An 11,991-nucleotide genomic window follows, 5' to 3' on the forward strand; every position below is an offset into this window, starting at 1 on the left:
GGGGCGGCCCGGCCGGGCGGCCCCGTCAGGCCGGCACGACCTGGCCGGCCTCGACCTTCACCGGCACCTCCGTCAGGCCCCGGGTGGCCGGTCCCTTGGTGACGGCGCCGTCGGCGGCGTTGAACGTGCTGCCGTGGTTCGGGCAGGTGATCACGCCGTTCTCCGGCGGCGAGACGGCCGTCCCCTGGTGGGGGCACGTGGCGTCGTACGCCTTGACGGTGTCGCCGGTGCGGACCAGCACGAGCGGCTTGCTGTCGGCCGGGTTGCCGGCGATCAGGCCGCCGCCGTCGGGCACGTCGGCCAGCGCGGCGATGATCGGCGGGCCGGCCGGGGTGGTCGCGCCGCCCGCCGCGGTGCCGCCGGCGGTGCCGGTCGTGCCGGTGGTGGGGGTCGAGCCGCTGCTGCACGCGGCGAGGCCGCCCGGCACCGCGAGCGCGACCAGCACGCCGCACAGCACCGAGCGGCGGGACAGCCCCGCGTTCTCCGTGACGCTCACAACAGGTCCTCCGCTGTTCGTGGTGGGTGGTCGTTCGGCCACACAGGCAATACGACACCACGTGAAGCGGGGTTCAACACACCATCGGTTGAGACGACTTCTTCAGGAAAGCACCACGTCGGCGCCGGACACGGCGACCGCCACCTCGGCCAGCCCGCGCGGCGACGGGCCGTCCAGCACCGCGCCCGAGGAGGCGTCGAACGCGCTGCGGTGCGTCGGGCAGGTGATCACGCCCTTGGCGGGCGGGTTCACCGTCGTGCCCTGGTGCGGACAGGTCGGGTCGAACGCCCGCACCTCCGACTCCGACGGCCTGACCAGCAACAACCGGCCGTCGGGACCGACGTCGACGAGCGCGCCGGAGCCGACCGGCACGTCGGCGAGCCCGGCGATCCGGTCACCCGGTCGGGCGGAGCCGACGCCGGGTCGCCGCGTCGGCGCGCCCGCGCCGCAGGCCGTCAGGGGCGCGCCGGCGGTGAGGGCGAGCAGTCCGCACAGCAGCGTCCGTCGGTCCACCCGCCCATCTTCGCCTACTGGTCCCGGGCGACCGCCGTCCGGGCCAGCGCCAGCACCGCGGTGAACGGCGGGAACCAGTGCCGCGAGTGCGACGGCGGGTTCGCCCACCGCAGCGACCCGTACCGGGTCATCGTGGGCGGCAGCGCGATGCGCTGCGGCGAGCGGACGAACTGGACCTCGGCGGGCGCCTTCAGGTGCGTGGGCAGCAGGGCGACCAGCTCGGCGAGGAAGATCCAGTGCTCCCGCGGGCCCGGGATGACGGTGACGGGTCCGGCGAGCATCCTGGCCTTGAGGTCGGCCAGGACGCGCGAACCGATGCGGGCGGGCATGGCCAGGGCGGTGGTGGCGGGGCCCAGCGGCAGGAACACGCCCTGCTCGGTGACGGACACCTTCCAGCCCAGCAACCGGTAACCCGCGATCGCCTCGCCGAGTGCCTGCTGGTGCGCGCGGTCGCGCGGCCCGTACCGCGGGCCGTTGTCTGCGGTGGTTGCGGCGGTGATGCTCATCGGCGGAGGTCCCTCCCCGGTCGGGTGGAGCGGGCGTTGTGCGCGGGCCGCGCGGGGGTCGTCCCGGCACTGGCACACCACGCAGCGTCCGACCGGTCGGGGCTTTTCACCACACCGTTGTCGGGTCGGATCCATGCACCGGGCGGATGCCGCCCATCCGGCACGCGACGTCGCACGGCCGCAAATCGGCGGTCCACCGCGCCTTATGCACGAAATGCATGGACTCCTGATCACATCTCCCTACACTGGTGAGCACGCTCAGTGACGGGAGCGAGCCATGGAACGGAAAGCTCGGAGAGCAGCCAGTACCAGGCGCGCATGCCCGTTGTGCGGGGCGTTGATCGCCGCCGACAACACCGACCGGCTCTGCCAGCGCTGTCGCCGCAACGCTCGGACCGAGCTGTACGGACCACCCGACGTCCCCGGGGAGTTCTGGGACCACGAGGCGATGGCTGCCGCGTTCGCCGACCGGAACATGGGTGCCCTCCTCGCCGCCTACCGGCACCACCCCCAGCACGTCAGTCGCGTCACCCAAGACCGCATGGCGTCCTGGCTGGGGATCTCCCAGGCGCAGCTCTCGCGGTACGAGACCGGGGAGAACCCGATCGACCGGATCGACCGCCTGCGCCACTTCGCGCGCGTGCTCGCCATCCCGGCCGACCGGCTGTGGTTCGACCGCGTCGGAATCCCAAGCCAGGCGGACGCCGCTCGCGGCGCCCCGCCCGATGTGCTCGCCGCGGCGTGGGACGCGTCGAGCATTGCCAGATCGGTTGAGGAGACGGCGAGGAACGACTTGGCGATCAGCAGACGAGCGGCGCTCACCGGAGCCGCCGCGGTGGCGATGGGTCCCGCACTGGTCGAACCGTTGCAGCGGTGGCTGCACCCCTTGCAGCCCCTGTCCAAGTGGTCGTCCAGCGCGGCGATCAGCCAGGAGGAGCTGGCGGCGTTGCAGCACGTCGCCGACGGGCTGCGCGGGTGGGGCGGCCGGGGCGGGTACGGGCTCGCGCGCAAGGCGGTGCTCGGCCAGTTGGAGGAGCTGGCCGAACGGCTGTCCCGCGCGCCGGCCGGCCCCACCACGGAACGGGCCTTCTTCATCGGGGCCGAGCTGTCCAAGGTCGCGGCCAGCATGTCGTGGGACGCGGGCATGCACGACGCGGCCCAGCGGTACTACGTGCTCGGGGTGCGCATGGCGAAGGCGGGCCGCAACGACCCGTTCGCCGCGCTGTGCCTGGCCGCGATGGCCAGGCAGATGTTCGACCTGGGCCGGCCCGAGGACGGTTTAGAACTGGTGCAACTGGGCCAGTACGGCACCAGGCGCACCGCGACGCCGACGTTGCAGGCCCTGCTGCTCACCCGCGAGGCGTGGGCGTACGCCCAGATGGGTCGGGTGCGGGAGTTCCACCGGGCGGTCGGGCAGGCGCAGGACAGCTTCGCGCAGCGGCGGCCGGGGTCGGACCCGTGGTGGCTCGACTCGTTCGACGAGGCGGAGCTGGAAGGGGTCATCGGGGCCCGCATGCGGGACCTGGCCGGGCACGACCCGCGGCAGGCGCCGCTGGCCGAGGCGCACATCCGGCGGGCGCTGGACCTGCGCGACCCGGCCCGGGTGCGCAACCGGGCGTTCGACGTCATCGGGCTGGCCCGCACGAAGATGGTCGCGGGCGAGCCCGAGGAGGCGTGCGGGCTGATCCAGCAGGTGCTGCCGACGGCGGCGGGCCTGGCGTCCGGGCGGGTGGTGCGCAAGCTCCAGGACTTCGCCAAGGAGGCGGAGCGGCACCGCGACCTGGCGGTCGTGCGCGACACCCGTGAGGCGATCCGCGGGGTGCGGACGGCCTAGTGATGCGGGTGGGAGTCACCGGGCACAGCAAGCTGGCGCCCGACTGCGTCGACGCCGTGCGCGAGGCCATCCGCGCGGCGTTGGAGGCCGAGGCGGCGGGCGGGTCATCCCTGGTCGGGGTGACCTGCCTGGCGCCGGGCGCGGACCAGCTGTTCGCGCGGGTGGTGCTGGAGCTGGGCGGCCGGGTCGAGGTCGTGCTGCCCGCCATGGATTACCGGGAGCGGCTGAAACCGGAGAAGCGGGCCGACTACGACGAGCTGCTCGCCAAGGCGGACGTGGTCAGCGTGCTGCCCAACGAGCTGTCGGGGCGGCACGCGTACGTGATGGCGAACGAGCGGATGCTCGCGTCCGTGGAGCTGCTCGTCGCGGTGTGGGACGGGCAGCCGCCGGACGGGCGCGGCGGCACGGCCGACGTCGTGGAGACGGCCCGCGCGTCGGGCGTGCCCGTGGTGGTCGTGTGGCCGGAAGGGGCGCGGCGCGGGTGAACGCGGCCGGCCGTCGTCCGCGGCGGCCGGCAGACTGCGGCCCCATGCTGGAGACCTCGGCCCGCCTGCTCAGGCTGCTGTCGCTGTTGCAGGGCCGCCGCGACTGGACCGGCGCGGACCTCGCGCGGCGGCTCGGCGTGGACGTGCGGACCGTGCGGCGGGACGTGGACAAGCTGCGCACCCTCGGCTACCCGGTCAACGCCGCGCCGGGCGTGTCGGGCGGCTACCAGCTCGGCGCGGGCGCGGAGCTGCCGCCGCTGCTGCTGGACGACGACGAGGCGGTGGCGGTCGCGGTCGGGCTGCGGACCGCCGCCAACGGCAGCGTGGCGGGCATCGAGGAGACGTCCGTGCGGGCGTTGGCGAAGCTGGAGCAGGTGCTGCCGTCCCGGCTGCGCCGCCGGGTGAACGCGCTGCAGGCGCACACCGTCGCGCTGCCGACCCGGGGCGCCCGGGTGGACGCGGGCACGTTGACCGCGATCGCGGGCGCGTGCCGCGACCACCAGCGGCTGCGGTTCGGGTACGCCGGGCGGGACGGCGCGACCCGCCGCCACGTCGAGCCGCTGGGCCTGGCCCACACCGGGCGGCGGTGGTACCTGGTGGCGTGGGACGTGGACAAGGCGGACTGGCGCACGTTCCGGGTGGACCGGATCGGGGACGAGCCGGCGCCGGGCGCGCGGTTCACGCCGCGCGAGCCGCCGGCGGACGACCTGGCGTCGTACGTGGCACGGCAGCTGTCGGTGGCGGCCTACCAGCACGAAGCCCGGCTGATCATGCACGCGCCGCACGACGTGGTCGCGGCCCGCACCTCCTACACGTCGGTGCAGCTGGAGCGGATCGACGGGCAGCGGACCCGGTTGACGGTCGGCACGCCCGCGCTGGAGGACGTCGGGCCGTGGATCGCGATGATCGGCGTCGACTTCGAGGTCGAGGGCCCGGAGGAGCTGAAGCAGCACCTCCGGGCCGCGGCCGAGCGCCTGCTGCGGGCCGCCGGGCCGTGATCAGCCGCGGGTGCGGGCCAGGCGGTACGCGGCGGAGCCGATCAGCTCCAGCGAGATCTGCAGCCGGTCCGGGCTCACGTTCTGCGCGATCGTGTCCTCGGGGGTGTGGTAGAGCGGTTCCAGCTCGTGCGGGCCGCCCTCGCCGCGCCAGCTGAAGTTCGCCGCGGCGATCCCGCGCTCGTGGAACGGCACGTGGTCGCTGCTGCCGCGCGGCACCGGGCCGTGCACCTGCGACCCGTAGCCGAGGCGGGCGGCCGCGGCGGCGACCTGGGCGGTGGTGGCGTTGTCGCCGCCGTCCACCGACAGCAGCCAGTAGGCGGTCGCCGGGCCGTGGCTGGTGGCGACCATGTCGTTCTGGAACACGCCCGCGATGCGCGCCGCGTCCGCGTCGGTCAGCTGGTTCACGTAGTGCCGGGAGCCGAGCAGGCCCTGCTCCTCCGAACCCCACAGGGCGAACCGGAGCGCCTTGTGGGTCGGCAGGTGGCGCAGCACGCGGGCCAGTTCGAGGGCCAGCACGGTGCCGCTGCCGTCGTCGTTCGCGCCGGGCGAGCCGGGCACGCTGTCGTAGTGCGCGGTCACCATGACCACGCCGTCGTCGCGGCCGGGGAACGTCGCCGGCCGGTCGGCGATCACGTTGTACGAGGTCAGGCCCGCGTGGTGGGTGGTGGACACGGTGACGGTGACGGGGCCGGCCGCGCGCAACCGCTCCACGTGCACCTGGGCGATGCCGAGCACGGGCACGGCGACGTTCGCGGTCAGCGTCGGGGAGTACGCGCCGGTCTTGCCCGCCGGCGGCACGGACACGCGGCCGACCAGCACGGCCGCCGCGCCCCGCTGCGCGGCGTCCAGCACCGCGGTCGAGCCGGCGGGGACGTTGACCAGCAGCGCGACCTTCCCCGTCAGGTCCTCGGGGAGGGACGCGCCGGTGTCGAGGTCCACGACCGGGCCGGTGGCCGTGACGCCGAGCGCGCCGAAGCGGGACGCGCCCGCGTGCCACGTGTCGCGGCCGACGGTCAGCGTGGACAGGTACTTGTCCGGCACGGCGAACGGCTGCAACGTCACCCGGTAGCGCAGGTCGCGCAGCACGGAGGCGAGGTAGTCGCGGGCCCGCTGCTCGGACTCCGTGCCGCCGATGCGCTGGCCGATGCGCTCGCTGAGCACGCGGAGGTGCTCCATCGCCTTGCGCGCCCGCACCCGGCCCACCACCGGGTAGTCGCCGAGGGACAGGTCGGGCAGGTCGGACGCGCCGGGCCGCTGCGCCCGTGCCGCCGGGTTGAGGCCGAGCGTCACCGCGCCCGCCACGGCCGCGGCACCGGTCAAAAGTGAGCGTCTGCGCATTTCGGACCCCCCAAGCTCGTAGATCACCCGAACCTAGGCAGGGGTCACGCGCCCGACAAGAGTGCCGTTGGAGGACACCGGTCCCCCAACGGCACCACGACGATCGGCGGGTACCGCAACGTCGAACTCACAGGTCCCGAACGTTCGACTCACGCGTTCCGAACGTAGGACACACGCGTTCCGAACGTAGGACACACGCGTTCCGAACGTAGGACACGCGTGGTCTGGACGTAGGACACGCGTGGTCCGGAGGTGGGACTCGCGGGTCAGGTGGTGGCGGAGCGGTGCAGGTCGCGCAGCGCGCGGACGGCCGCCACGGCGTGGTCGCGGTCCACCGCCTGCACGGCCATGATCGCCACGTACTCGTCGTCCGGCAGCTCCAGCCGCGCCCAGGACGCGCCGTCCGGGAACGACACGTGCAGCACCTGCGACCAGGCGAAGCGGCGCGCGGTCACCACGTTGCGCACCTCGACGCCCTCCGCGTCGGCCCGCACCCGCGGCCGGGCCAGCAGCAGCATCCCGCACGCCAGCAGCACGCCCAGGCAGATCATCGCCACCTGGTCCGACGTCCGGAAGATCACGCCGGTCGGGGTGTCGCCCAGCAGCAGCCCGACCACGGTGAACACCGCGACCAGGAACACCGCGCTCACCACGGCCACCACCCGGATCCTCTTCGGGCGGAACTCGACCACGTCGGCAGTCACGGCGGCCCTCACGTGCCCGCTCGCAGCCCGCGCAGCACGAGAGCCGTGTCCAGCGCCGCCACGCACGCCTCGAAACCCTTGTCCTCCACCGAGTCCGGGAACCCGGCGCGGGCCAACGCCTGGTCCTCGTCGTTGGTGGTGAGCACACCGTTGCCGACCGGCGTCGACGAGTCCAGCGCGACCCTGGTCAACCCCTCGGTCACCGCGTCGCACACGTACTCGAAGTGCGGCGTGCCGCCCCGGATCACCACGCCCAGCGCCACCACGGCGTCGTGCGTGCGCGCCAGTTCCTGCGCCACGACCGGCAGCTCCACCGCGCCCGCCACCCGGACCACGGTCGGGGACGCCACACCGGCCTTCGCCGCCGCGTCCAGCGCCCGCTCGACCAGGTTGTCGGTGATCCTCGCGTGCCAGCGCGTGGCCACCACGCCCAACGTCAGCCCCGCCGCGTCGGGGACGACGCCCTCGGGTCGCCCTTCGCCGCTCATTCCGCTCCTTCCGTGGTGGACACCACCGCGCCGCCCTCGGCGAGCGCCTCGTACTGCTCGAGCTGGTGCAGCTCGTGCCCCATCCGGTCCCGCTTCGTGCGCAGGTAGCGCAGGTTCTCCGGGTTCGGCGAGATCGGCAGCGGCACGCGCGACAGCACGGTCAGCCCGTAGCCCTCCAACCCCACCCGCTTGGCCGGGTTGTTGGTCAGCAGCCGCATCGACTTGATGCCCAGCGAGCTGAGGATCTGCGCGCCCGTGCCGTAGTCGCGCGCGTCGGCGGGCAGCCCCAGCCCGAGGTTCGCGTCCACCGTGTCCGCGCCCCGGTCCTGCAACTGGTACGCCTGCAGCTTGTGCATCAGGCCGATGCCGCGGCCCTCGTGCCCGCGCATGTAGAGCACGACGCCGCGGCCCTGCGCGGCCACCGCCTCCAGCGCCGCGTCGAGCTGCGGGCCGCAGTCGCAGCGCAGCGAGCCGAACACGTCCCCGGTCAGGCACTCCGAGTGCACCCGGACCAGCACGTCCTCGCCGTCGCCGAGGTCGCCGTAGACCATCGCGATGTGCTCGATGCCGTCGAGCTTGCTGTCGTAGCCGACCGCGGTGAACGTGCCGTGCGCGGTCGGGATGCGCGCCTCGGCGACCCGCACCACCTGCGTCTCCACCCGCCGCCGGTAGGCGATCAGGTCGGCGATGGTGATGAGCGCCAGGTCGTGGTCGGAGGCGAACACCTCCAGCTCGTCGCGGCGCGCCATGTCGCCCTCGTCCTTCTGCGACACGATCTCGCAGAGCACGCCCACCGGCGCGAGCCCGGCCAACCGGGCCAGGTCGACCGCGGCCTCGGTGTGGCCGGGCCGGCGCAGCACGCCGCCGTCGCGGGCGCGCAGCGGCACCACGTGACCGGGCCGGTTGAAGTCCTTCGGACCCGCGTCCGGGTCGGCCAGCAGCCGGATCGTGCGCGCCCGGTCCGCCGCCGAGATGCCGGTGGAGACGCCCTCGCGGGCGTCCACGGTCACCGTGTACGCGGTGCCGCGCTGGTCCTGGTTCGTGTGGTACATCGGCGGCAGGTCCAGCCGGTCGCAGTCGCTCTCGGTCAGCGACACGCACACGTACCCGGACGTGTAGCGCACCATGAACGCCAGCAGCTCCGGCGTCGCCTTCTCCGCGGCGAAGATCAGGTCGCCCTCGTTCTCGCGGTCCTCGTCGTCCACGACGACGACCGGCCGGCCCGCGGCGATGTCCGCGAGGGCCCGCTCGATGTCGGCGAAGTCCTTCACCGGGCCTCCTCGGCGCGCAGGTGGGGCAGCGCGAGCCGCTCGACGTACTTCGCGAGCACGTCCACCTCCAGGTTGACGTGGTCGCCCGGCGCACGCCGGCCGAGGGTGGTGAGTTCCAGGGTGGTCGGGATCAGGCTCACGCTGAACTCGGTCTCCGAGACCGACACCACGGTCAGCGACACGCCGTCCACCGTGATCGAGCCCTTCTCCACCACGTACCGGGCCAGGCCGGGCGGCAATCCGATGTGGACGACCTCCCAGTGCTCGGCCTTCTCCCGGGCCAGCACCACGCCGGTGCCGTCCACGTGGCCCTGCACGATGTGGCCGCCCAGCCGCTGACCGACGGCGGCGGCGCGCTCCAGGTTGACCGGGTCGCCCTCGGCGACCTTGGCCAGGCTGCTGCGGGTCAGCGTCTCGCGCATCACGTCCGCGGTGAACGCGCCGTCGGCGACGTCCACCACGGTGAGGCACACACCGTTGACCGCGATCGAATCGCCGTGCTTCGCGTCGCTGGTCACCAGCGGGCCCGCGATGGTGACGCGGGCCGCGTCCGGCAGGTCGGCGACCGCGACGACCTCCCCCAACTCCTCGACGATCCCGGTGAACACCGTTCCTCCTTAGCGTGCGGCGCCGGGTGGCACCACTGCGGAAACCCGCACGTCCGGCCCGCACATACTGACCTGCTCGACGACCAGTCCGACCGCTTCGGTGACGGTCGACACCCCCGCGTCCCGCAGGGCGGACGGGCCGTCGCCCAGGAACTTCGGCGCGAGGTAGGCGAGCACCCGGTCGACGCGGCGCGCTCCCGCGAACGCACCCGCCAGGGTAGGCCCGCCCTCCAGCAGCACGTCGACCACGCCTCGCGCGGCCAACACGCCGAGCACCACGTCCGGGTCGTGCGTGCGCACGTGCAAGGTCTCCGCTTCGTCGTCCAGGACACGGGCACCCGCCGGGAGGTCGCCGAGACCGACGACGACCCGCAGCGGCTGCCTGCCCCCATCCTGCCCCGCGCGCGGCCCCCGCGCGGTCAGTACCGGGTCATCGGTGCGGACGGTCCCCGCGCCGACCACCACCGCGTCCACCTTGGCCCGCAGCGCGTGCACCTCGGCCCGCGACTCGGCCGAGCTGATCCACCGGCTCGTGCCGTCCCCCGCCGCGACCCGCCCGTCGAGGCTCGCCGCGTACTTCCAGGTCACGTGCGGCCGCCCGGTCCGCGCGTAGTGCAGCCACGCCCGCAACGGCCCCCGCGAGACCTCCTCGGCCAGCACGCCCGACCCGACCGCGACACCGCCGCGCCGCAGCACCTCGGCCCCGCCCGCCGCCTTCGGGTTCGGGTCCGCGACCGCGTGCACCACGCGCGCCACCCCCGCCGCGAGCAACGCCTCCGCGCACGGCGGCGTCCGCCCGTGGTGGCTGCACGGCTCCAACGTGACGACCGCCGTGCCGCCGCGGGCCCGCTCACCGGCCTGGGCCAACGCCACCACCTCGGCGTGCGGCCCGCCGGGCGGCCGGGTCGCGCCCTCGCCCACCACGTGCCCGTCGGCGTCCAGCACCACGCACCCCACCGGCGGGTTCGGGCTCGTCGTGCCGCGCACGCGCTCGCTCGCCGCGACGGCCAGCGCCATCGCCTCGTCCACGTTCACCGGACGCGCGCCGCCTGCTCGCGCAGCCGCTCCACCGCCGCGCCGGGATCCGCCGCGTCGTACACGGCCGACCCGGCCACGAAGCAGTCCACCCCGGCCTCCGCCGCCTGCTCGATGGTGTCCGCGTTGATCCCGCCGTCGATCTCCACCACCAACCGCAGGTGCCCGGTGTCCACCAGCCGCCGCGCCGTGCGGACCTTGTCCAGCACCTCGGCCATGAACGACTGCCCGCCGAACCCCGGCTCCACCGACATCACCAGCAACGTGTCGTAGTGCTTCAGCACGTCCACGTACGGCTCCAGCGGCGTGCCCGGCTTCACCGACAACCCGGCCTTCGCCCCCGCCCCGCGCAGGTCCTTCGCCAACCGCACCGGATCCGCCGCCGCCTCCACGTGCACCGTCACGTTGTACGCCCCGGCCTCCGCGTACCCCACGGCCCACCGGTCCGGGTCCTCGATCATCAGGTGGCAGTCCAGCGGCAGGTCGGTCGCCTTGCGCAGCGCCTTCACCACCGGCAGGCCGATGGTCAGGTTGGGCACGAAGTGCGCGTCCATGACGTCCACGTGCAGCCAGTCCGCCGTCGGCACGGCGGCGGCCTCGTCGGCGAGACGGGCGAAATCGGCGGACAGGATGCTCGGGGCGATCATCGGGTGGTGGACCACGGCTGGTGAGTCTAGGCTTCCACGATTGCCCGGACCTGCCCGGGAGTCATATTTCACCCCGGCACGCAAACGGCCCTTTCCGACTACTCACGCGGGTAGTTCCCTAGCCGTGTGGTGGCCATTACGTTCATCACCCGGGGGGCAGCAACTGGGGAGCACTGGGGATGAATGCCGAATTCCGTCACAAGATCGCACTGATCACCGGGGCCTGCTCACCGCTCGGCTCCGAGGTGGTCGAGTCACTGGCCAGGCAGGGCGCGCTGGTCGCGGCCGTCGACAGCGACGGCGCGAGACTCGCCGACCTGGTCGAACGCCTCCACGGCCAGGGCCTGCGGATCGCGGGCCGGCAGATGGACGTCACCTCGAGCGCCGCCGTGGACGCCCTCGTCGACCAGCTGGAACGGGAGTTCGGCCCGATCGACGCCCTGGTGGCCATGGCCGGCGCACTGCGCCCGGGCCCGGCGCTGTCCATCACCGACGAGGACTGGGCGCACAGCTTCGCCGTCAACGTCGACGGCGTCTTCAACGTCTGCCGCGCCGTCGCCGGCCGGATGGTCGAACGGGGCCGGGGCACGATCGCCATGGTGCCCGCCCACGCCGTCGCCGTCCCGCGCTCGGGAATCGCCGCCTACGCCGCCTCCCGGGCCGCCGCCATCGCCTACACCGAGTGCCTGGCCGTCGAAGTCGCCGCCCGAGGCGTCCACTGCGCCGTCGTGGCCCCGACCGACGTCCGCCGCGTCGCCGACGAAGTCAAGTTCCTCCTCGCCGACACCACCACCAACCCCATCGAAGACGCCCTCGGCGCCTGACCACAACACCAACCCCAGCACCGCCGCCACCACCACAACCAACCCTCACCAGCCACAACGGACCCGCCACACCACCACCGAGGCTCGATTTGACATGGGTTCGAGTGCCTTAGGCTGGTCGGAGCCGGCAGGCCCGGCGGGACGCTTTTCCCCGCCGGGCCTGCCGGCTACGGCCTGCCTGGGGTGCTCGTACGGGCCCCATGTCAAATAGCAGCCGACCCACCCCCCGCACACCCCCCCCCCC

General features: G+C 73.8%; 14 protein-coding genes. 4 read left to right on the top strand and 10 right to left on the bottom strand.

Going from position 1 to position 11,991, the window contains the following annotated elements:
* Positions 1-25 precede the first annotated feature (25 nt).
* The 3 genes from ACWEFJ_RS26810 to ACWEFJ_RS26820 form a co-directional block, all read right to left on the bottom strand.
* Entirely contained in the window at positions 26-496 is a 471-nt protein-coding gene (locus ACWEFJ_RS26810; protein ID WP_378084437.1) for a Rieske (2Fe-2S) protein, read from the bottom strand.
* A 102-nt stretch (positions 497-598) separates the two neighbouring features.
* The gene (locus ACWEFJ_RS26815) at positions 599-1,009 is read right to left on the bottom strand and encodes a Rieske (2Fe-2S) protein (RefSeq protein WP_449715414.1); all 411 of its coding nucleotides are present in this window, start codon (positions 1,007-1,009) and stop codon (positions 599-601) included.
* A gap of 14 nt (positions 1,010-1,023) precedes the next feature.
* Positions 1,024-1,515 carry a hypothetical protein gene (locus ACWEFJ_RS26820; RefSeq protein ID WP_378084441.1) on the bottom strand — a complete coding sequence of 164 codons (492 nt, stop codon included), beginning with the start codon at positions 1,513-1,515 and terminating at the stop codon, positions 1,024-1,026.
* A gap of 337 nt (positions 1,516-1,852) precedes the next feature.
* On the opposite strand from ACWEFJ_RS26820, the gene ACWEFJ_RS26825 reads away from it, so the two are divergent.
* From ACWEFJ_RS26825 to ACWEFJ_RS26835, 3 genes are read left to right on the top strand one after another with little or no spacing between them, the layout of a single operon-like run.
* Positions 1,853-3,349, top strand: coding sequence for a helix-turn-helix domain-containing protein (locus ACWEFJ_RS26825; RefSeq protein ID WP_449715415.1), 1,497 nt, complete (start codon positions 1,853-1,855; stop codon positions 3,347-3,349).
* A gap of 2 nt (positions 3,350-3,351) precedes the next feature.
* Entirely contained in the window at positions 3,352-3,834 is a 483-nt protein-coding gene (locus ACWEFJ_RS26830; protein ID WP_378084445.1) for a hypothetical protein, read from the top strand.
* A 44-nt stretch (positions 3,835-3,878) separates the two neighbouring features.
* A complete protein-coding gene (locus ACWEFJ_RS26835) occupies positions 3,879-4,832 on the top strand; it encodes a helix-turn-helix transcriptional regulator (protein WP_378084447.1) in 954 nt (317 codons plus the stop codon).
* On the opposite strand, the gene ACWEFJ_RS26840 is transcribed toward ACWEFJ_RS26835, so the two are convergent.
* From ACWEFJ_RS26840 to rpe, 7 genes are all read right to left on the bottom strand, one after another.
* Positions 4,833-6,152 carry a M28 family peptidase gene (locus ACWEFJ_RS26840; RefSeq protein WP_449715416.1) on the bottom strand — a complete coding sequence of 440 codons (1,320 nt, stop codon included), beginning with the start codon at positions 6,150-6,152 and terminating at the stop codon, positions 4,833-4,835.
* A gap of 284 nt (positions 6,153-6,436) precedes the next feature.
* Positions 6,437-6,874 (bottom strand): PH domain-containing protein, encoded by a 438-nt coding sequence (locus ACWEFJ_RS26845; RefSeq protein WP_378084453.1) that lies wholly within the window; start codon positions 6,872-6,874, stop codon positions 6,437-6,439.
* A gap of 8 nt (positions 6,875-6,882) precedes the next feature.
* Complete coding sequence (ribH, locus tag ACWEFJ_RS26850; RefSeq protein WP_378084455.1) at positions 6,883-7,362, bottom strand: 6,7-dimethyl-8-ribityllumazine synthase; 480 nt, start codon at positions 7,360-7,362, stop codon at positions 6,883-6,885.
* A complete protein-coding gene (locus ACWEFJ_RS26855; RefSeq protein ID WP_378084457.1) occupies positions 7,359-8,633 on the bottom strand; it encodes a bifunctional 3,4-dihydroxy-2-butanone-4-phosphate synthase/GTP cyclohydrolase II in 1,275 nt (424 codons plus the stop codon). The genes ribH and ACWEFJ_RS26855 overlap by 4 nt, the downstream gene beginning before the upstream one ends.
* A complete protein-coding gene (locus ACWEFJ_RS26860) occupies positions 8,630-9,241 on the bottom strand; it encodes a riboflavin synthase (RefSeq protein WP_378084459.1) in 612 nt (203 codons plus the stop codon). Before ACWEFJ_RS26860 ends, ACWEFJ_RS26855 begins: the two co-directional genes overlap by 4 nt.
* A 9-nt stretch (positions 9,242-9,250) precedes the next feature.
* A complete protein-coding gene (gene ribD, locus ACWEFJ_RS26865) occupies positions 9,251-10,258 on the bottom strand; it encodes a bifunctional diaminohydroxyphosphoribosylaminopyrimidine deaminase/5-amino-6-(5-phosphoribosylamino)uracil reductase RibD (RefSeq protein ID WP_378084468.1) in 1,008 nt (335 codons plus the stop codon).
* A gap of 14 nt (positions 10,259-10,272) precedes the next feature.
* The gene (rpe, locus tag ACWEFJ_RS26870) at positions 10,273-10,923 is read right to left on the bottom strand and encodes a ribulose-phosphate 3-epimerase (RefSeq protein WP_378084469.1); all 651 of its coding nucleotides are present in this window, start codon (positions 10,921-10,923) and stop codon (positions 10,273-10,275) included.
* Positions 10,924-11,102: 179 nt separating this feature from the next.
* Between rpe and ACWEFJ_RS26875 the strand changes: the two genes are divergently transcribed.
* Positions 11,103-11,747, top strand: coding sequence for an SDR family NAD(P)-dependent oxidoreductase (locus tag ACWEFJ_RS26875; RefSeq protein ID WP_378084461.1), 645 nt, complete (start codon positions 11,103-11,105; stop codon positions 11,745-11,747).
* Positions 11,748-11,991: the final 244 nt, after the last annotated feature.

Source organism: Actinosynnema sp. NPDC004786 (assembly GCF_053601135.1).

Bases quoted from the DNA above. Each gene is read 5' to 3' on its own strand.
- ACWEFJ_RS26820 (WP_378084441.1), bottom strand. From the start codon at position 1,515: ATGAGCATCACCGCCGCAACCACCGCAGACAACGGCCCGCGGTACGGG.
- ACWEFJ_RS26830 (WP_378084445.1), top strand. From the start codon at position 3,352: ATGCGGGTGGGAGTCACCGGGCACAGCAAGCTGGCGCCCGACTGCGTC.
- ACWEFJ_RS26835 (WP_378084447.1), top strand. From the start codon at position 3,879: ATGCTGGAGACCTCGGCCCGCCTGCTCAGGCTGCTGTCGCTGTTGCAG.
- ribH (WP_378084455.1), bottom strand. From the start codon at position 7,362: ATGAGCGGCGAAGGGCGACCCGAGGGCGTCGTCCCCGACGCGGCGGGG.
- ribD (WP_378084468.1), bottom strand. From the start codon at position 10,258: ATGGCGCTGGCCGTCGCGGCGAGCGAGCGCGTGCGCGGCACGACGAGC.
- rpe (WP_378084469.1), bottom strand. From the start codon at position 10,923: ATGATCGCCCCGAGCATCCTGTCCGCCGATTTCGCCCGTCTCGCCGAC.
- ACWEFJ_RS26875 (WP_378084461.1), top strand. From the start codon at position 11,103: ATGAATGCCGAATTCCGTCACAAGATCGCACTGATCACCGGGGCCTGC.